The organism is Protofrankia coriariae, assembly GCF_001017755.1.
In the GTDB taxonomy this organism is placed as follows: domain Bacteria; phylum Actinomycetota; class Actinomycetes; order Frankiales; family Frankiaceae; genus Protofrankia; species Protofrankia coriariae.
The window spans coordinates 31,030-47,429 of record NZ_JWIO01000015.1 but is presented as its reverse complement, the minus strand read 5'-3'; the positions used below and the strand labels follow the sequence as shown (position 1 = coordinate 47,429).

General features: G+C 68.5%; 28 protein-coding genes and 3 pseudogenes. 12 read left to right on the top strand and 19 right to left on the bottom strand.

Translation table 11 applies throughout. The features are described from left to right. A pseudogene (locus FrCorBMG51_RS34635) lies at window positions 1-437 on the bottom strand (NADPH-dependent F420 reductase); the annotation flags it as partial. 129 nt (window positions 438-566) lie between these two features. Between FrCorBMG51_RS34635 and FrCorBMG51_RS11565 the strand changes: the two are divergent. Beyond that, window positions 567-959, top strand: a complete 393-nt coding sequence (locus FrCorBMG51_RS11565; protein ID WP_047223082.1) for a winged helix-turn-helix transcriptional regulator — start codon at window positions 567-569, stop codon at window positions 957-959. Here FrCorBMG51_RS11565 and FrCorBMG51_RS11560 read toward each other — a convergent pair. After that, window positions 914-1,324 (bottom strand): hypothetical protein, encoded by a 411-nt coding sequence (locus tag FrCorBMG51_RS11560; RefSeq protein ID WP_052914586.1) that lies wholly within the window; start codon window positions 1,322-1,324, stop codon window positions 914-916. The genes FrCorBMG51_RS11565 and FrCorBMG51_RS11560 overlap by 46 nt on opposite strands. A 48-nt stretch (window positions 1,325-1,372) precedes the next feature. Between FrCorBMG51_RS11560 and FrCorBMG51_RS11555 the strand changes: the two genes are divergently transcribed. Further along, a complete protein-coding gene (locus FrCorBMG51_RS11555) occupies window positions 1,373-1,933 on the top strand; it encodes an LLM class oxidoreductase (protein ID WP_047223081.1) in 561 nt (186 codons plus the stop codon). Window positions 1,934-1,976: 43 nt separating this feature from the next. On the opposite strand, the gene FrCorBMG51_RS11550 is transcribed toward FrCorBMG51_RS11555, so the two are convergent. Further along, on the bottom strand, window positions 1,977-2,531 hold the full coding sequence (locus FrCorBMG51_RS11550; RefSeq protein WP_200902413.1) for a Uma2 family endonuclease: 555 nt from the start codon (window positions 2,529-2,531) through the stop codon (window positions 1,977-1,979). A gap of 338 nt (window positions 2,532-2,869) precedes the next feature. Here FrCorBMG51_RS11550 and FrCorBMG51_RS11545 point away from each other — a divergent pair, with 338 nt between their 5' ends. Both FrCorBMG51_RS11545 and FrCorBMG51_RS11540 read left to right on the top strand, forming a co-directional pair. Then, window positions 2,870-3,136: a type II toxin-antitoxin system VapB family antitoxin gene (locus FrCorBMG51_RS11545; protein ID WP_275452051.1), complete on the top strand. Its 267-nt coding sequence runs from the start codon at window positions 2,870-2,872 to the stop codon at window positions 3,134-3,136. A 94-nt stretch (window positions 3,137-3,230) separates the two neighbouring features. Further along, on the top strand, window positions 3,231-3,596 hold the full coding sequence (locus FrCorBMG51_RS11540; RefSeq protein ID WP_200902411.1) for a type II toxin-antitoxin system VapC family toxin: 366 nt from the start codon (window positions 3,231-3,233) through the stop codon (window positions 3,594-3,596). A 96-nt stretch (window positions 3,597-3,692) separates the two neighbouring features. On the opposite strand, the gene FrCorBMG51_RS26710 is transcribed toward FrCorBMG51_RS11540, so the two are convergent. Further along, entirely contained in the window at window positions 3,693-3,797 is a 105-nt protein-coding gene (locus FrCorBMG51_RS26710; RefSeq protein WP_235433506.1) for a hypothetical protein, read from the bottom strand. Between FrCorBMG51_RS26710 and FrCorBMG51_RS31085 the strand changes: the two genes are divergently transcribed. Continuing rightward, on the top strand, window positions 3,747-3,998 hold the full coding sequence (locus FrCorBMG51_RS31085) for a hypothetical protein (RefSeq protein WP_047223078.1): 252 nt from the start codon (window positions 3,747-3,749) through the stop codon (window positions 3,996-3,998). The two genes, FrCorBMG51_RS26710 and FrCorBMG51_RS31085, sit on opposite strands and share 51 nt — an antisense overlap. Before the next feature lie 401 nt (window positions 3,999-4,399). On the opposite strand, the gene FrCorBMG51_RS26705 is transcribed toward FrCorBMG51_RS31085, so the two are convergent. Next, window positions 4,400-4,801 (bottom strand): TetR/AcrR family transcriptional regulator, encoded by a 402-nt coding sequence (locus FrCorBMG51_RS26705; protein ID WP_076844047.1) that lies wholly within the window; start codon window positions 4,799-4,801, stop codon window positions 4,400-4,402. Between the two features lie 237 nt (window positions 4,802-5,038). Here FrCorBMG51_RS26705 and FrCorBMG51_RS11525 point away from each other — a divergent pair, with 237 nt between their 5' ends. Then, window positions 5,039-5,944, top strand: a complete 906-nt coding sequence (locus FrCorBMG51_RS11525; protein ID WP_235433499.1) for an NADP-dependent oxidoreductase — start codon at window positions 5,039-5,041, stop codon at window positions 5,942-5,944. Between the two features lie 79 nt (window positions 5,945-6,023). Here the strand turns inward: FrCorBMG51_RS11525 and FrCorBMG51_RS11520 are convergent, their stop codons facing one another. Next, window positions 6,024-6,812 carry a Fic family protein gene (locus FrCorBMG51_RS11520; RefSeq protein ID WP_047223076.1) on the bottom strand — a complete coding sequence of 263 codons (789 nt, stop codon included), beginning with the start codon at window positions 6,810-6,812 and terminating at the stop codon, window positions 6,024-6,026. Between the two features lie 470 nt (window positions 6,813-7,282). Between FrCorBMG51_RS11520 and FrCorBMG51_RS31080 the strand changes: the two genes are divergently transcribed. From FrCorBMG51_RS31080 to FrCorBMG51_RS34630, 4 genes are all read left to right on the top strand, one after another. Further along, complete coding sequence (locus tag FrCorBMG51_RS31080; RefSeq protein ID WP_275452050.1) at window positions 7,283-7,417, top strand: hypothetical protein; 135 nt, start codon at window positions 7,283-7,285, stop codon at window positions 7,415-7,417. Window positions 7,418-7,430: 13 nt separating this feature from the next. Continuing rightward, the gene (locus FrCorBMG51_RS11515; protein ID WP_139342360.1) at window positions 7,431-7,952 is read left to right on the top strand and encodes a cupin domain-containing protein; all 522 of its coding nucleotides are present in this window, start codon (window positions 7,431-7,433) and stop codon (window positions 7,950-7,952) included. 138 nt (window positions 7,953-8,090) lie between these two features. Beyond that, window positions 8,091-8,249 (top strand): hypothetical protein, encoded by a 159-nt coding sequence (locus FrCorBMG51_RS29560; protein ID WP_200902410.1) that lies wholly within the window; start codon window positions 8,091-8,093, stop codon window positions 8,247-8,249. 173 nt (window positions 8,250-8,422) lie between these two features. Beyond that, window positions 8,423-8,662, top strand: a complete 240-nt coding sequence (locus FrCorBMG51_RS34630; RefSeq protein ID WP_200902409.1) for a hypothetical protein — start codon at window positions 8,423-8,425, stop codon at window positions 8,660-8,662. A 33-nt stretch (window positions 8,663-8,695) separates the two neighbouring features. Here FrCorBMG51_RS34630 and FrCorBMG51_RS34625 read toward each other — a convergent pair. The 3 genes and pseudogenes from FrCorBMG51_RS34625 to FrCorBMG51_RS11505 all read right to left on the bottom strand — a co-directional run. Beyond that, window positions 8,696-8,746 (bottom strand): annotated as a pseudogene (locus FrCorBMG51_RS34625) (hypothetical protein); the annotation flags it as partial. A 31-nt stretch (window positions 8,747-8,777) separates the two neighbouring features. Then, on the bottom strand, window positions 8,778-9,101 hold the full coding sequence (locus FrCorBMG51_RS34620; RefSeq protein WP_200902408.1) for a sigma factor: 324 nt from the start codon (window positions 9,099-9,101) through the stop codon (window positions 8,778-8,780). Continuing rightward, window positions 9,098-10,114: an NAD-dependent epimerase/dehydratase family protein gene (locus tag FrCorBMG51_RS11505; protein ID WP_235433498.1), complete on the bottom strand. Its 1,017-nt coding sequence runs from the start codon at window positions 10,112-10,114 to the stop codon at window positions 9,098-9,100. Before FrCorBMG51_RS11505 ends, FrCorBMG51_RS34620 begins: the two co-directional genes overlap by 4 nt. On the opposite strand from FrCorBMG51_RS11505, the gene FrCorBMG51_RS11500 reads away from it, so the two are divergent. Continuing rightward, complete coding sequence (locus FrCorBMG51_RS11500) at window positions 10,103-10,669, top strand: HhH-GPD-type base excision DNA repair protein (RefSeq protein ID WP_047223120.1); 567 nt, start codon at window positions 10,103-10,105, stop codon at window positions 10,667-10,669. The genes FrCorBMG51_RS11505 and FrCorBMG51_RS11500 overlap by 12 nt on opposite strands. 86 nt (window positions 10,670-10,755) lie before the next feature. On the opposite strand, the gene FrCorBMG51_RS32520 is transcribed toward FrCorBMG51_RS11500, so the two are convergent. The 7 genes from FrCorBMG51_RS32520 to FrCorBMG51_RS34615 form a co-directional block, all read right to left on the bottom strand. Then, window positions 10,756-10,878 carry a PIN domain-containing protein gene (locus FrCorBMG51_RS32520; RefSeq protein ID WP_256386256.1) on the bottom strand — a complete coding sequence of 41 codons (123 nt, stop codon included), beginning with the start codon at window positions 10,876-10,878 and terminating at the stop codon, window positions 10,756-10,758. Window positions 10,879-11,033: 155 nt separating this feature from the next. Next, complete coding sequence (locus tag FrCorBMG51_RS11490; protein ID WP_047223074.1) at window positions 11,034-11,345, bottom strand: hypothetical protein; 312 nt, start codon at window positions 11,343-11,345, stop codon at window positions 11,034-11,036. Continuing rightward, entirely contained in the window at window positions 11,342-11,602 is a 261-nt protein-coding gene (locus tag FrCorBMG51_RS11485; protein ID WP_047223073.1) for a pilus assembly protein HicB, read from the bottom strand. The genes FrCorBMG51_RS11490 and FrCorBMG51_RS11485 overlap by 4 nt, the downstream gene beginning before the upstream one ends. A 374-nt stretch (window positions 11,603-11,976) precedes the next feature. Further along, complete coding sequence (locus FrCorBMG51_RS11480; RefSeq protein ID WP_047223072.1) at window positions 11,977-12,306, bottom strand: FKBP-type peptidyl-prolyl cis-trans isomerase; 330 nt, start codon at window positions 12,304-12,306, stop codon at window positions 11,977-11,979. A 336-nt stretch (window positions 12,307-12,642) separates the two neighbouring features. Then, on the bottom strand, window positions 12,643-13,026 hold the full coding sequence (locus tag FrCorBMG51_RS11475) for a type II toxin-antitoxin system VapC family toxin (RefSeq protein ID WP_047223071.1): 384 nt from the start codon (window positions 13,024-13,026) through the stop codon (window positions 12,643-12,645). Next, on the bottom strand, window positions 13,023-13,271 hold the full coding sequence (locus FrCorBMG51_RS11470) for a type II toxin-antitoxin system Phd/YefM family antitoxin (RefSeq protein ID WP_047223070.1): 249 nt from the start codon (window positions 13,269-13,271) through the stop codon (window positions 13,023-13,025). The genes FrCorBMG51_RS11475 and FrCorBMG51_RS11470 overlap by 4 nt, the downstream gene beginning before the upstream one ends. Window positions 13,272-13,453: 182 nt before the next feature. After that, window positions 13,454-13,552, bottom strand: a complete 99-nt coding sequence (locus FrCorBMG51_RS34615; RefSeq protein ID WP_235433505.1) for a class I SAM-dependent methyltransferase — start codon at window positions 13,550-13,552, stop codon at window positions 13,454-13,456. A gap of 337 nt (window positions 13,553-13,889) precedes the next feature. On the opposite strand from FrCorBMG51_RS34615, the gene FrCorBMG51_RS11465 reads away from it, so the two are divergent. After that, entirely contained in the window at window positions 13,890-14,207 is a 318-nt protein-coding gene (locus tag FrCorBMG51_RS11465; protein WP_047223069.1) for a hypothetical protein, read from the top strand. Window positions 14,208-14,276: 69 nt separating this feature from the next. Here FrCorBMG51_RS11465 and FrCorBMG51_RS11460 read toward each other — a convergent pair whose 3' ends face one another. The 3 genes and pseudogenes from FrCorBMG51_RS11460 to FrCorBMG51_RS31070 all read right to left on the bottom strand — a co-directional run. Further along, on the bottom strand, window positions 14,277-15,302 hold the full coding sequence (locus tag FrCorBMG51_RS11460; RefSeq protein WP_235433497.1) for a COG1361 family protein: 1,026 nt from the start codon (window positions 15,300-15,302) through the stop codon (window positions 14,277-14,279). Between the two features lie 16 nt (window positions 15,303-15,318). Beyond that, window positions 15,319-15,846, bottom strand: a complete 528-nt coding sequence (locus FrCorBMG51_RS11455; RefSeq protein ID WP_047223068.1) for a hypothetical protein — start codon at window positions 15,844-15,846, stop codon at window positions 15,319-15,321. 321 nt (window positions 15,847-16,167) lie between these two features. After that, window positions 16,168-16,400 (bottom strand): annotated as a pseudogene (locus tag FrCorBMG51_RS31070) (M56 family metallopeptidase); the annotation flags it as partial.

The following is a 16,400-nucleotide window of genomic DNA, read 5'->3' as shown; positions in this document are numbered from 1 at the left end:
CCGCCAGCGCTGGCGGGAGGGTGCGTCCACCGCTCGGCCGGGAAGAGATGGAACGCCTTCACGACGTGCGCCCCGGGTGCCAGCTCGGCGATCCGGCCCGCTCCCGAGCTGCCGCGCTCGGTGAGCAACACGCCGACACCGTGCTCCACCGCGTTGGTCGGATCGATCAACGGTGTTCCCGCGAGCCGGCCGCTGGCCGCGTCGGCGCTGCGCAGAACGTCCTCGACGCCGCTCCACAGCACGGCGAGCAGCACCGCGTCCCGCCCGGTGACGGCCTCACGCGGGGTGGCCGCGCGTGCCGACCCACCCAGGCGTCCAGCGAGCGCGTCCGCTCTGGCCCGCGACCGCCCGCCGACCACCAGCTCGTGCCCGGCGCGGGCCCAGCCTCTTCCCAGCCCCTCGGCCAGGGCTCCCGTGCCCAGGATCCCGATCCGCATGGTCCCTCCTCGTTCGCGCCGGCCGCTGCCGAAGGCAGCTGACCGCTCCGGAGACAGCGGCCGGAGACAACGGTAGGGAAGTCGTTACGCACCGATCGGTGCGTAACGAACCTGCGACGATGGCGAGTAATGAGCGAGCGTGGACACCACTGCGAGGAACTGGTCGCGGACTGCCGCATCCGAGCGGCGATCGACCTGTTCGCCCACACCTGGGATCCTGTCGTGCTGGTGGCTCTTCGTCCGGGTCCCCGTCGGCGTCGCGAGCTGCGTGCCGCGATCGGCGGCATAAGCGACAAGGTCCTCACCGAAGCGCTACACCGGCTGTGCGGCCACGGCCTGGTGGACCGCCGCGCTTTCGCGCAGGCCCCGCCGCGGGTCGAGTACGCGCTGACCCCACTGGGGCAGAGCCTGGTCGACGGCCCCGTGAAGGCGCTCGGAGACTGGACGCTCAAGCACGGCGACGAACTGCTGGACGTTCAGGAACGCCGGCGGCTCGACACGGGTGAGGGGATCGTCGTCTGACGGCCGGTGTTGCCGACGTCGAGCTCGTCGTGGGTGCCGGTGGCGTCGCGGAAGGCGGCCACGGCGCAGGCCGCTGCATGGCTCGGAGTGTCCTCGGACGTGATGACGCTGCCGACGATCGTCAGCGGTGGGTCGAACGGGATCGCGTGAACGCGGGCGGAGTCGGTTTCGGCGATCTGGTCGGCGGGCAGCACCGTCCAGCTCAGCGGGTTGGAGCCGACCTCGACGATCGTGTCCTGAGCTGTGCCGGCGGGGCGGCCGATCTTCGGGCGGGCCCCGGCCTCGCCCAGCGCGGCGTCGAGGGCGTGATGCAGCGGCGGGTCGTAGGCCCGAGGCGGGACGCGCAGGATGCTATTGCCGCGCATGGGCGGTGGATCTGGCTCACGGCTGTGCCCGGTGCTGAAATTCGGTGCATGGGTATCCGACTGGGCGTGCTGGGCGCCTTCCTGCGCCTCGCCGACGCGACTCCGGAACTGGTGGTGGAGATCGAGAAGGCCGGCTACGGCACGGTGTGGCTGGCCGCCCTTGGCCCGAAGATGCTGCGGCTCGCCCGGGAACGCACCGCCGGCACGATCCCCGTCCTGGTGACGCCCGAGCACACCCGGCGGGCGCGGGAGATTCTCGGCCCCGGCAAGCTGGTGCTGCCCGGCCAGCAGGTGGTGCTGGACACCGATGTCGAGCGCGCCCGTGCCACGGGCCGAGCCTCCGTGGTCACACCAGCCCTGCACGTCACCAACTACACCAACAACCTGCGGCGGATCGGCTTCTCCGACGCCGATCTGACCGGCTCCGGCAGCGACTGGCTCATCGACGCGCTCGTCCTGCACGGCGATGCCGCCACGGTGGCCGCCGGCATCCTGGCGCATCTCGCCGCCGGCGCCGACCACGTCGGCATCACCGCTCTCGGCGACGACCGTGCCGGCGCGCTTCACGCGATCGCCGATGCCGTCTCCAGCGCCCGCGCCTCTCGCTGAAGGCGGTCCCGGCCGGGACCGCTCGCCCGGCGGTGTGCCGGGGCTACGGCCGGGCCAGGTCGATCTTGACGGGGAACGGAACCATGGCCTCGACCACGCCGGTGTGGACGTCGCCGACCCGGTAGGTGCGCGCCGTGGGGTCGAGCACGTAGGTGTAGACGAGTGGGACGCCGGCGGCGGACTGCTCGATCCGCCAGTAGAACTGAATGCCGGCCCTGGCGTACTGCTCCGGTTTGAAGACGCGGTCGGTCGTTTCGGAGCCCGGTGACACCACCTCGCCGACCAGGAGGATGTTCTCCGGGCGCATCGGTGTGACGTCGACCGTGCTCGCCCGGTACACGACGATGTCAGGTCGACGGACGGTGAGCGGCACGTCATGGATCCGGACATCGAAATTAAGATCGGAAAACCACTCCGGCGCCCCCGCCGCTTCCATCGCGACAGCCACCTTCTTGGCGAGCCGGTTGTGTTGCAGGGAGGCGCCGGGGAGCATGGCGACCATCCCGTCCACGATCTCAATGCCCTCGCACTGCTCCTCGGACAGTGAGTCGTACTGCTCCGCCGTGATCTGCCGGTGCATCCAGGCGGGAGCGGCCACCTCCGCGGTCACGTCGCACCTTCCTGACTCGGCGTCAGGGCCGATGTTCTACGGCAAGCGTAGCGTGCCAGTCGTGTCTGTCATGGCAGGTCGTGTCTGTCGTGACGGCCAGACGTGGCATCGGAGCGGGACATGCCCTGACGGCTCCCTGGTCCCACGGTAGCCAGATCGCTTCAGGCAGACGAACCGCTGACGGACGACCGTTGACGCCGCCGAATGCCGTGATCTTGACCTGCGGGTTCTGGAAAGAACGAACGGCGCGGGGCGACGCAGCCACCAGGCGATCGGCTCCCTCGCCAGCCCGGCCCGTGGGTTCCATGGTGGAAGTGCAAGCTTCCATGGTGGATGGAGCTTCGATGGCGTTGAACATCAAAAATGACGAAGCCCAGCGGCTCAGCCGTGAGCTCGCCGAGTTGACGGGGGAGAGCATCACGACGGCTGTACTTGTCGCGGTCCGGGAGCGTCTGGAGCGGATGCGCGCTGGTCGTGATGATGGCGAGTGGCGGGTCGCCCGCATCGTTGCCCTGGGCCGTCAGATAGCAGCCGTCTCCCCGCCCGGTCCGACCATAGACGATCTTTATGATGATCGCGGCCTGCCGGCATGATCGTGGACTCGTCCGCGCTCGTCGTGATCGTCCGGGCGGAGCCTGACGCGCCTCGCTACGCCGCCGCACTGGTATCGGNCCCGCCATGTCGGCGGTGAACTACGTCGAGGCGGCCGTGGTTGTCGACACGGCTCGCGATCCAGTGGCGAGCCGCAACTTCGACGAGCTTGTAAGGGTGGCCAATATAGAAGTGGTCGCGGTCACCGTGGATCAGGCGGTCCTTGCGAGGCAGGCATACCGAGATTTCGGTCGGGGTAGCGGCAGTCCCGCCCGGTTGAACTTCGGCGACTGTTTCGCCTATGCGCTGGCGGCCGCGCGGCGGGAGCCGTTGTTGTTCAAGGGGGAAGATTTTGTTCATACCGATCTGACGCCTGTTGACCTTCCTGCGGTGGCGGTCGCAAATGCCGTGACAGAGGGCGACCATGGCCGGGGCGGCAGCGAACAGTCGTCTACACAATGAGTTCGATTGCGCATCGCGGGCCGGTTGTCAGACGGAGCAGGCTGGCGATGAGTACGGGGTATGCCCGGCGAGACCGGGCATACCCTTATGGCAAGGTCACGCCACCGGCTGATGGTCGACCAGCGCCTGGCGTAGGCGGCGACGGGCACGATGGAGGCGTTGACGGGCCGCCGACGGGGTGATTTGCAGGATGCTGGCTATTTCGTCGGCGGTCAGGCCATCCCGGCAGGCCAGGGTGAGAACCATCTGACGGTGTTCGCGGGGCTACGTCTGAGCCAGGTCGCCGAGGCGGATGAGCCGCTGACGGACGACCCGTTGGCGCTGCTGATCGGCTCGGGATGGTGTCGGACCAGCTCAATCGTTGAGGACGCAACGGTGGTCGTCGTGAGGAAGTGGTCGTGAGTGTGTCCTGCGCTCCCCGCGCTTGACGGGGTGCCCGTCAAGCATCTGTCTTATAGACATTTCCCCCGCCGTCATCCGGGACTGGCGGGGCTTTTTTCTGAGTCGGCCACGTCATGTCCCCACGAGTTGTGATCTTTCTTGATTGTCAAAATGTCTGCTTCTCGGCATTCAGCCTGTTTCGGCCTCCCGTGGTTGGCTGGCTGTGGAGGGTCATGTTCGCGGCCCAGGTCACGACGTGTCCTGGTCGGCGACATCACCGAACGTGAACCGATTCGGGTGGGTTGTTTTCGTGCGCCGCTGACGGTGTGGCGGAATGGTTGAGCAGGCCGTCGAGGACGATGCCGAGAGGTGGTCGCGGCGGTCGGCAAACAGGGCGCTTTCGGACATTTTGGCCACAGCGCTTACCAGCGCGAAAACGTTGGCTCCGGTGACGTCGGCGCGGATGGCCCCGTCTCACGCTGGGCGTTTTCCAGCAGGCGGGTGCCCGCCTCCTGGAGGGCGGCGCCCGATGCCCACAGGGCCGACTCGCGGTCGTGCATCGTGGCGACCAGCGATGCCGGGAGTCCTTGGTAGACGCTGGCTCCGGCGGCGAGTTCGCGCAGCCACTCGGTCAGCGCCGCCGCGGGTGGGCGGGTCGCCGAGAGGCTGTCGGCGAGCGCGACGAGCCGGTCGAAGCCCTGGCGCAGCAGCGCCTCGCGGGTCGGGACGTGCCGGTAGAGCGTGCCGAGGCCGACCTCCGCGCGGCGGGCGACGTCGTGCAGCGACGCCTGCACTCCCTGCTCCGCCGGCACGGCTCGCGCCATGACGAGGATGTGGTCGTAGTTGCGGCGTACATCGGCGCGCCGTTCACGGTGACCTGGCGGACTCGGCCGGGGGCATCATCGCGCACCTCCCCTGGCAAGCGGAGCAGTGTTCCGTCTAATATACGGAGCACTGCTCCGGACGTTACCCCGTCCGCCGGACCCCAGGGAAGGCGACCCGACATGAAGTCCGTTCGCGTATATCGCACCGGTCCGCCCCGCGTGCTCCAGCTTGATGACATGGACCGTCCTGAGCCCGGCCCGGGCGAGGTTCTCGTCCGGGTGCACGCCGCGGGCGTGAACCCGCTGGACTGGTATGCGCGGTCGGGCTTCAGCCTCATACCCGAGTCGATGCGGCCCGCGGTCCAGTTCCCGTTCACCCCTGGGACGGACGTGTCCGGTGTTGTCGTGGGGACCGGCCCCGGCGTCACCGAATGGGCCCAGGGCGACGAGGTCTTCGGCCTGCTCCGCTTCCCGACGACGGTGGGCGCGGCGAAAGGTTACGCCGAGTACACCACCGCGCCGGTCGGCGACCTCGCGCGCAGGCCGGCCGGAATCGACCACGTCCACGCGGCGGCGGCCCCGATGGCGGGCCTGACCGCCTGGCAGTACGTCGTCGACCACGCTGCCGTGACCTCCGGGAGCACCGTGCTGGTCAACGGCGCCGCCGGTGGCGTCGGGCACTTCCTCGTCCAGCTTGCCCGCGATCTCGGCGCCCGGGTCATCGCCGTCGCGTCCACCCGCCACGAGGACTTCCTGCGCGGGCTGGGGGCCGACGAGTACATCGACTACACGACGACCGACGTCGCGGACGCGGCAAAGGACGTCGACTACCTGTTCGACACCGTCGGTGGCCCGCTCGGCCACCGTCTCACCCCGGCGATCAGGGACGGGGGAGTGCTCAGCCCGGTCTTCTTCGGTGACTACCGCGAGGACGACCTCGCCCGGCGAGGCATCCGGCTCCTGGGCGGCCAGGTCCGCTCCGACGGCCGCCAGCTCGCCGAACTGGCCGGACTGCTCGACTCCGGTGCCGTCCGGGTCGCCGTCGACAGTGTCTACCCGCTCGCCGAGGCGTGGCGTGCGCACGAACGAGCCGAGCGGGGCCACATCCAGGGAAAGATCGTCCTCAGTGTCGCCAACGGATGAGGCCATCAACGGATGAGCGGCCGTGCGCCGTCGGGTGCCACAGCCGGGACAGCGGCGAACGGCCGACTACGATGAGTGTCTACTCGCCGCCGGGCGGTAGGACCCCGTTGTCGGCGGCAAGCCGACAGGATGTCAGAAAGCCGAACATGCTGGTACCGTCCTTGCGTAGGAAGAAGTCCACCATCCCGGTGTTGAACTCGTGGCGGCGCGCGGCCGGGACGCTGATAGCGTCCATTCCCTGGGACATGAGATGGCCATTCATCATGTAGCGCGCGGTGCGCTTGTTGCCGTCGTAGTAAAATTGTTGCAGCGAGCCGAAGAGAAAGTAGGCGACTGCTTGCTCGAACTCGTCGTCGATTTCGCTGGAGAGGAACTCCAGCCCCTGAGAGAAGATGCGGTGCAGGTTCCCGCCGCCGTGCTCGGTGGCGGGCGGTAGGTAGCGGCCGTGTTCTCCGAGGCTGACGCCAGGGGTGAGGGTCTCTCTGCCTTCGCCGCGGAAATGGCCTGACTCCAGTGCCTCGTCTCGAGCGAGCAGAAACTGGAGCCTGTCGGAGACCTCCTTGGACAATCGGAAATCGCGCGTCCTGACGAGCCGGCCGAGCTCGCTCGCCGCCTCGGCCAGGTTCAGGATCTGACGTTCGTCGCTGATCTTCCGTCCGCCGACGGTGATCCCGTCCAGAAGCGTCTGGACCTCGGGGTAGGTGAACGGGTTGCCCTCGAGCACCGCCGCGTCCCACACGTACTCCGGCAGCGACCGCTGGAACCGCCAGACGGCGCGCTCGACCGAGAATCGCGGAATATCCCGGCTCACCGTGGACCGATCCCATGTGAATCCGAGAGCGCCTAGCATCGCCCTGCTCGTCGCCATGGATCGCACCTCCTCGGACTGTACGTGACCCGCGCGTACCGCGAGCCATGCCGGTGATCCAACGATACGGCGACCACCGGGATCCCAGAGTGTCCGGCAGGCCGGCCTGCCGGAGCTGGTCGGGTCACACGTCGAGTCTCGGCGATGACGCGGAGCGGAAACCGGCGGACGCCGTGCCGCGCGCCCGGTTCGTGCCAGGGCGCCTCCAGCAGCGGCTGTGTCGCGGACCGGTCGGGGACGGCGGCGATGATCCTGTCGGTCCGTTCGCGCTGATATCGCCCACCGGGCCGGCCGTACCGGCGAGCAGGCTCGCCGCACCCTCGCACGGTCGCGCCGGATCGGGCAGGCAGAGCTGATCGGGGCGCCCCCCGGTCCCGGATCGCGTCGCGGCGTCTGGCGGTCCACCGGACGGCGCCGGTCAGCCGGCACGCTGACCCGGCGGGCCGCCCGAGCCGGCTACTGTCAGGGCCGTGGGCCTGCACCTGAGCCAGGTCGAGGCAGCGGACGAGCTGCTGACGAACGACCCGCTGGCGTTCCTGATCGGGATGGTTCTTGACCAGCCGGTTTCGCAAAGAACGAACGTGGCCTCGCCGGCCCACTCCTGAAATTGGGGGGCACGTGACATTCGGCGTCCATGCTCCGGACGGAGAGCAACCTTCTCGGGGTTTTGTCCGGGGCAGTGATGAGGGCCAGCCGATCGACCTGCCGAACTGGTCGATGCTCGTCAAGGTCACGGCCGGCGACACCCTCGGTCGGTTCACCGTACTGGAGGGGCGGATGGGCGGGCGGGAACCTGGACCGCTACCGCATGTTCACGAGGGCCATGACGAAACGTTCGTGGTCCTCGAAGGCCGGCTGCGGTTCCGTGTCGGGGATGGCTTCCACACCGCCGTTGCCGGCGAGACGGTGTTCGCCAGCCGGCGGCTGGCACACGGTTTCGGTAATCCCTTCGAGGAACCGGCCCGTTACGTCGCTATCCTCACCCCCAGCGGCTACGAGGACTACTTCGCCGAGGTCGCGGAGCATGTCGCCAGGACCGGCGCCACGCCCAGCCGAGCCCTGACGCAGGAACTGATGGCGCGCCACCGGACGGTTCTCGCGCCGCCCCTGCCCGACCCCGATGCGGCCCCGCCTCGATAGCCGGTCACGCACCCTGTGGACGGGGCGTCGGCGCGCGCCCCGCCACCGCGGCCCCTCGACGGGAGACTGTCGATGCCTGGCGTCGAGACTGCCGACCTCATGACGGTGGACCCGAGCCGAGGAAGCTGCGGTGATGGCGTGGGACTGCATCTGAGCCAGATCGACGAGGCGGACGAGCTGCTGACGAATGATCCGTTGGCGCTGCTGATCGGGATGGTGCTGGACCAGTGGGTGTCGGAAAGAACGAGTGGAACGGGGCGATCCGCTGCTGCGGACAGCGGCACGCCCCGGTTGTGACCAGTTCGTCCGCTCAGATACGCCGCAGCTTCTCCGGATTGCGGACCGCGTCGATGCGCGTGATGCGACCGTCGCTGACGACGAACGAGAGTGCCGCGCGATGGCCGTCGCCGCCTGGGAGTACCACCCCGAGCCGTCCGTTGATCTTGATCTCGATGGCTTCGTGACTGAACGTGCGGCTGAGCGCCGCCCACGCGCGCGACCCGCGGCCCTCCCCGCAGCGGCTTGCGGGAGGCAGTGGCGCGCCCGCCGCCGTCCGACGTCCAGAGGACGTCCGGATCCAGCACCGCGGCGAGGCCCTCAAAGTTGCCCTCGGCGACCGCCTGTGCGAACGCTCGTACGGCGCGGTCGTGCTCGGCGCCCGAGGCCACGAAACGGGGGCGCTCCTGCCTGATGCGGCGGCGCGCGCGTGAGGCTGACTGCCGCACCGCCTGGGTCGTGCGGCCGACTATCTCGGCGATGTCGGCGTACGGCACGTCGAACACGTCGTGCAGCACGAACGCCGTGCGTTCCGCGGGTGACAGGTGCTCAAGGATGGCCAGCAGCGCATAGCTGACCGACTCGTCCAGCGTGACGCGGTCCGCCGGGTCGTCCGATACGAGCGGCTCCGGAAGCCATGGGCCGACATAAGTCTCCCGGCGCGCGCGCGCTCCGTAGTCGATCGAGCGCGAGCCGGGCGACGACCGTCGTCAGCCAGCCGCCGAGGTTCTCGATCGCCCGGACGTCCGTGCGTTCCAGCCGCAGCCACGCCTCCTGTACGACATCCTCCGCCTCACCGATGTCGCCGAGCTCGCTGTAGGCGAGCTGGATCAGCCGTGGACGAGCCTGTGCGAAACGCTCCGCGACGCTCATCGGGTGATCTGGCTCCAGATCTCGGTGCCGGCGCGCAGGCGCGGCGTCCAGCCGCTCGCCTCGCGTAGCCGGCGGCTCGACACCCGCTGTGAACGTGCCATGGGCCCGTCGCGTGGTGCCTGGCGGCGTAGCGCGTCGCGCCCGACAGCGGCGGCCAGTGCGGCGTCGATCTCGGCGTTCGTGGGTGGGTCGGCGTCGACGACGTTGTAGGTTCCGGCTGGTATGGACAGCGCGGCCGGTATGGCTGCTGCCGCGTCGTCCAGCCAGATGGTCGGCCGGTAGGCGCCGGGGGGTCCGGCGGCTGTCGAGGTCCCGGCGTGCGCGGCCTGGAGCGTGGCCAGTGTGGATCCGCTGTCGGGTCCCATGAACAGCCCGAAGCGCAGGACGACGGTGTCGCCGTCGAATAGCTCGCGCGCGTTGCGCTCGGCCGTCAGCGAGCTGCTCGTCACGCCGCCGCCGGTGACTGGGGCATCCTCGTCGAGCCACGTCTCGCCGCCCTCGGTGTATACGAACGCGATCGACTCCTGGACGAGGCGCCGTGCCCCCGCGGCCTGCACGGCACGCGCGATGGCCGCCGAAGCTTCGATACGCAGACGGTCGTTCTCCGCCCACGCGGACGGGTCGGCCATGCGGTCGGGGGTTGGGATGTGTGTCAGTAGGTTGACGACAGCATCGGCTCCGTCGAAGGCGTCGCGCAGCGACGCCTCGTCGAACACGTCGCCGTCGACAGCGCGTGCCCCAAGGCTCTCGAGCCGCTCACGGCCGGGCGCGGACCGCGTCACGCCCGTGACGCGGTGGCCCGCGGCGAGCAGTTCGCTCACGGCGCGCCGCCCGAGCACACCTGTGGATCCGGTAAGCACGATCTCGCTCATACCTAACTGGCGACGTAGCCCGCTTGATCGTGACAGCATGTTCAGCCTCGGGTGGTCGGACGGCCGCGAGGCGCATCGACGGACCAGCAGCGCGACCGTCGCTGCGCCGAGGTCGGCTACGGTGATGTCGTGGGACTGCATCTGAGCCAGATCGACGAGGCGGACGAGCTGCTGACGAATGATCCGTTGGCGCTGCTGATTGGGATGGTGCTGGACCAGCAGATTCCGTTGGAGCGGGCGTTCGCTGCGCCGTACGAGCTGACTCGGCGTCTGGGCCGGGGGCTGGATGCCGATGAGCTGGCGGGGTTCGATCCGGACAAGCTTGGCGCGCTCTTTTCGCAGCAGCCGGCGTTGCACCGGTTCCCCGGATCGATGGCGAAGCGGGTGCAGGCGCTGTGCCGGATTGTCGTGGACACCTATGACGGGGACGCGGCGCGGGTGTGGACGACCGCGGCTGACGGTAAGGAGCTGTTGAAACAGGTGTCGGCGTTGCCGGGGTTCGGCGTGCAGAAGGCGAAGATCTTCGTGGCGTTGCTCGGCAAGCAGCTCGGCGTCACCCCGCCCGGCTGGCAGGAGGCATGCGCCCCGTTCGGGGAGGAGAGCAGCTTCCGTTCCGTCGCGGACATCACCAGCCCTGAGACCCGCATCAAGGTCCGCGACTTCAAGAAGGCGATGAAAGCCGCCGCCAAGGCGTGAAGCCCTGATCGACTCTCGTCGCCGCGGCCTTATTGTCGGTGTCCACCTTGTTCTGTGGCGCGAGGGCCGCCGGATTCTGCTGATGTCTATGTGATGAGTTCGATGGCGCAGCGGGGGCCGGCCGCGGCGGCGTACTTGGCGTCGCAGGTGAGAAGGACCGCGTCGATCTGTTCCGCCAGCGCGACGTAGCCGGCGTCGTGGGCGGTCATGTTTTCCCGCAGTTCCCAGACGCGTTGAGCGGTCGGCCCGCCGAGCGGTTCGCGACGGAATCGAGGCAGCGGACGAGCTGCTGACGAACGACCCGTTGGCCCTGTTGATCGGGATGGTGCTGGACCAGCAGGTATCGGAAAGAACGAATAGGACGTCAGCGTTCGGGCGTGGCCAGGATCTTGAAAAGCATGGTGTTGGCGTCGGTGAGCGTCTGGACGTCGACCCGGCGCAGGCACTCTTCTAACGCGGCCCTGGCCACAAACGTGACCAGGCCCATCACAGCCCACTGACCCTCGCCCAGCCTGACGCAGAACCCCTCGTCGGTGGCGTGCTCCACGACGAGTGCAACCAGCACGGTCGGCTCATCGACGATCTCGTTGTAGACCGTGGAACTGATGACCAGCACCGCCTGGGGCGTCGGCCCGGTGCGGGTGGTCCAGATCTCGCCGCGCCGCGGCGATCTCATTCGGCGGCGTCCCCCAGGTTGGGCAGGCCGGCCGCTGCGAGTGCCCGCTGGTTGGCCTCGCCGAAGGCGAGAGCCGCGTGGGTGACCGCCGGGTTCGTCCGCACCCAGGCGGCGTGGGCCGCACAGCGCCGGCGCATGTCCTCGGCGTCGAGCACGCGCTCGACCCACGCGTTCATCGACGTGTCCTCGGCCTCGGCATACGGCTTGACAGCCTCGTACGCCTCGTCCGAGAGCCGAAGCGTGATCGTCCGCGTCATGCGCAATATGCTAGCAAGATCTGACAGCAATACTCGTGGCAGGCTGGAACGAGTCGTCGCCGTGCCCTGCCATGAGGTCGCCGTGCCCTGCTGTCAGGAAGAGCCGCGGTGTTCCCCGGCGTCGCCGGCCGGCTCACCGAGAAGTTCCTCCCGCTGGTCCGTGAGCTGCCCACCGGCGCGCCGCTCGCCGCGACGCGGTCGGCTACGTCATGACCCACGAGTCGCTCGACTGAATGAGCCGCGTCGCGACGGGCGCCCGCCTGGGGAGGCGGGCTATCCAGCCCGCGCCTCGCCGGGTTCGGTGCCCGCTGTGGGGCCTTCAGGTAGTCGCCGTGACCGGCTTGGACTGGTATCTCTCTGCACGGACCGCCCTTTCATGCCTTTATTCCGAGCAGTTCCACTTCGAAGCGGAGAGTGGAGTTGGGCGGGATGACGGGCGGGAAGCCGCGGGAGCCGTACGCGAAGTCAGGTGTGACGGTGAGCACAGCCTTCTGACCGAGCGATAGCTGAGGGACCCCCTCATCCCACCCTTTGATCACCTTGCCGACACCGATCTGGGTCACGAACGGCGAGCCTCTGTCACGGGACGAGTCGAACTTCGTGCCGTCGAGCAAGGTGCCAACATAGTGAATCTGCACCGTGTCCCCCTTCTGGGGGAAGGTCTTGCCGTCCCCCGGCGAAAGGGTCTCAACCGATACGCCCATGTGACCGGCCTTTCCTCGATGATGGGACCATCCCCCAGCAGACCCGCCCTGGCTGGAGCCGAGCACACCGCCGTCACGGATCTCCGCACCTCGCGGGCAAGAACCGGGGGCGTCCAGGGAAGTACGTCAGGCGAACTTACCTCCTCGACTCTCGTTCGAGCCTGCTCGTCCGACGGCCCGCCACGGCAGCCGATCAGGCCGCTTCGGTGAAGCTGCCGCGCGCCTCTTGCCGACGGCCTGCCGCATTCTGGCGTTGGCGTGCCGCGCTCTGAGGCGAGCGGTGCGGCGCCGCCTGCCGCGCGGTGAGCGACGGAGCGGTGGGCGGGGCCTGAGCCTCTAGATCGTTATGATGTTGATGAGGTCCTCGAGACCGGCGAGGTCGGCGGCGTTGCGGGTGTAGACGCTGGCTTCGTGGGCGTGCGCGGTGGCCGCGATCAGCAGGTCCATCGTCCGGGCGCGCGGTTGGCGTCCGATCTCGACGACGCGGGCAGCGAGCCGGCTGTAGCTGTCGGCGACGGCATCGTCGACGGGTAGCGGGTCGAATCGTCGTTGCAGTGCGCTGAGACGGGCGAGCCGGTTCGCGCGGGCCTCGGAGGTCTTCGCGACCAGGACGCCGAACTGGAGCTCGGCGATGCTGATGACGCTGACCGCGAGTTCGCCGGGGATCGGCGCGATATTGGTGGCGATCAGCACGCTGGTGTCGAGGATGCCACGGTTCACCGATCTTCCCAGGGGTCTGTGACGGTGCCGTCGACGAGGTCGCGATCACCGGGCCAGTCGGTGTCGGCCGGCAGGACGAAGACATCCGCGAGGTCGTCCCAGCGCCGCCATGCGCGCGGGGTCACCGGGCCGAGAACGGCCGCCGGCCGGCCGGAGACGGTGATGGTCAACCGCTCGCCGGCCTGGGCGCGCCGCACCAGTTCGCTGGCATTCTGCCGCACCTCACGAAGCCCTATCTCATTCACCTTTCCAAGGTAGCACTTGTGCTACCTGCTGGCGTGAGTTGAGCTGGTTCAGGTGGTGGCTACCAGCACGTCCTCTCCGGTTGACGGGCGCAGGCCGTCGGTCCGACCGGCGAGGTAGCGCTCGGCGAGCGCGGCTCCCGATACGTGTCGCAGCCAGCCGGAGATGCCGTAGCCGAGTTCGATCAGGCGCCTGCGCTTCCAGGCATGGGGCGGGGCTGGTCGACCTCGAACACCGTCAGACGAGCGGCGATCTCCAGCCTGCGCTGGGCGAAGGTGTCCAGGCCGGCCCCCAGGATGACCGCGGTCTAATGCCCGATCGTCGAGGACGTACCCGCTCATGCGATGGCACGTGCCTGATGAGCGGCAAGCGTGGTGATCGCAGCCTGCCCCAACACGGCCACCGGGCCACGATCGTCTACTGTACGTAGCCGATCTGCGACAGCGTTCAGTTCGGAGGCTCCAGTGGCCCGCGGAGGAGGCTGAGTCGATTCTCCAGTGTCTGGCCACCGGCCAGGACGGGCTGCTTGACGTCTCACGCTCGACCGCGCGCCGGCGCTACGGCCGCTACCGGCTGCGTGAGCACGCCCGGATGGCGCTCGGGACGGCTCTTGTCTATGGGTGCGCAACGTCGACGAGATCGACCGGCGGGTCGTCGAGCACGTCTGGGAGTACGGCTGGATCACGAACCGGACCGTTCAGAACCTGTTCACGGTGGACGTCTACCAGGCACGTCGCTGGCTGGCTGATCTTCGTAGGCGGGAGCTGCTGGTGCAGATGACCGAGGGGCGGTCGTCCGGGCCAGGAATCCGGTACGGGCCAGGCCCCGAGTTCCCCGGCCGGCCAGGGCGGGACCAGCCGGGCCGAACGAACCGGCCGGATTCGCTGGACCAGACGGCCCAGACAAGGGCGACTGGTCATGAGCGGGATGGTGCCTGACAGCGGCTCCTTCCGTCTTGCTCCGCCCTCGTTGTCTCCGACCAGCTTCGGAGGAGGAATCGAGGTTGGTCAGGATTCCGCGATTGTCCGGGTCCGGGACGCTCGGCGATTTCGGCGCAGGATGGTGAATCCCAGGGGCGCGAGCAGCAGTACGGCGATGTCGATCGCGCCAATTAGGTAGTTCCTGCTGGCTGTCGATGTTGTTTTCACGGGCACTGCCGCACCGGGGCGACGGGGGAAGGTGACAGTGGCCTGGGCGCTCTGTTCGGTGAGCCCGCTCTTGAGGTGAATCCGCGCCTTCCACGGGCCGTCGGGTAGTTGGCTGTCGAGTACCACTGTGACCGGTTCGGTCTGGCCGGGGGCGAGAGTTGTGCCGAGTTTCGCTGGGAAGGGCCGGGTGTTCAGACCACCGGGACCTTCGGTGAGGGTCAGCTCGCCGCTCATGTCCAGAGCCCGGCCGCCGGTGTTGTGGACCTGCGCGGTGAGGGCCGGCCGCCCGTCGGATAGGCGTTTCGGTGTCAGCGAGTCGATGGTGAAGTTCGGCGCTGGGGGTCCACCCGGTCCGACGGCCAGGTAGACCCGGATGCCGACCCGGTTGACTTCGACGACGCCTTTGTCCTGCGACGCGGGCGCGGTGGTTTCGGCCCAGATGCCGGCGTAACGCTCGCCGGGAGAGGCGTCACGGGGCACCGTGATGGTCGCCGTGACAGGGGCGGAGGCGCCGGGCGGCAGGACCAGGGTGCCAGGGTCCAGGCTGATCCAGGTGGTCAGGTCGTTGGGAGTGCGTCCGGCGGCGATGTTGAACGTCCCGTTTTCGACTGAGGCTGCGCCCGGGTAGACCGTCAGCCGCGCTTCCGAGCCACTTTTGTTGGTGACTTCGATATGCCGATGGATCACGGCGCCAAGTGGCAGGTAGTCGACGATGTAGATCCGCGCTCGCGGGTTGTCCCGTTCGTTGGTCGGGGCGTCCAGCAGCCGGATGCCGATACTTCCCGGCTGGGAATCCGCAGCTCGCGCGGGTGCGGTGAGCGCACTTGTGGCCGGGATGAGCATCCCGGCCACAAGCACGGCGAGTGTGGTCAGAACACGTCGCACGGTAGATTACGCTCCGTCAGATGACCGAGTGAGTGACGACCGAGCTGTAGGTTCCGGAGATCGCCCCTGCGGGAATGGTCGCGGTAATGGTCGGATTCCACGTGGCCGTGTTGTCGCCCCCACCAGGCCATGTGGGGTTGAGCACGACCGGGTTCTGCGGAGTCGTGGAGAGCGTCAGGGGTGTGGTGATCGTCCATTGGCTGATCGGGATTCCGGTGGATGTGACGACGCCGGTGTCGTATGAGGCGGTGAGAGTGTGCGTCCCGTTTTGGAACGGTGTCGCCGAGACCGAGGCGGTCCAGGACGCGGGGTCGACGCTGCGGTTGTCGGTGACCGTCACCGAGCCCAGTTGGCCGCTGAGCGTGGACGAGGTCACTGGTCCCGTGGCAAGCGTGACCGGGCCGGCCGGCACGCTGATGTCGAGCGTTCCCCCGGTCAGGTCGAAGTTTGCCGTGGTATTTCCGGATCCGGCTGCCGCGGCGGGTAGTGCGGTGGCGGTGGCCAGGACTATGGCCCCCAGGAGAGTCGGCGTGATCTTGCGCAAAGCATGCCTCACAGTGGTGATTAATGATACGTCCTGATTTGGACGGAATTGACCCGATCTGGGTCGCAAATCAAAAGATACTACTCTCAGTGTGCAGACTTTAACTATGAGTAATGCAGCGTGTCGTGGTGTGCCATGGCCGGCATGACCGGCAGGTCGCGGAAGGCCGTGCCACAGGGCGCTGTCATGATCTGCCTGGCTTTGGCCCGCGGTGGCCATCGGGATGGACCGAGGAGCGACAGCCGGAACCGGACTACGTCGGGTCGGCCGTAACGTCCGGGCCCGGATCGGTACGGACCTGCTCCGCCGGGCTTGGCCCGATCAGCTGGCCAGCAGGACGGCGGGCGGGAAGGCGCAGATGGCGGCGGCGGTGAGATAGATCGCGATATGGGCCCACAGCGGCGCCCGGCGCGTGGGCTCCAGCAGGCGCGAGATACGCGCGATCACCGGGGCGTGGATGGGGGAGGAGCTGGTGGGCCGGGACGTCAGGTGGTCCGCCGCGCCGCCTTGACCGCCGCGGCCGTTCCCGGGCCACCGGCGCGCGGAGCCGGCTC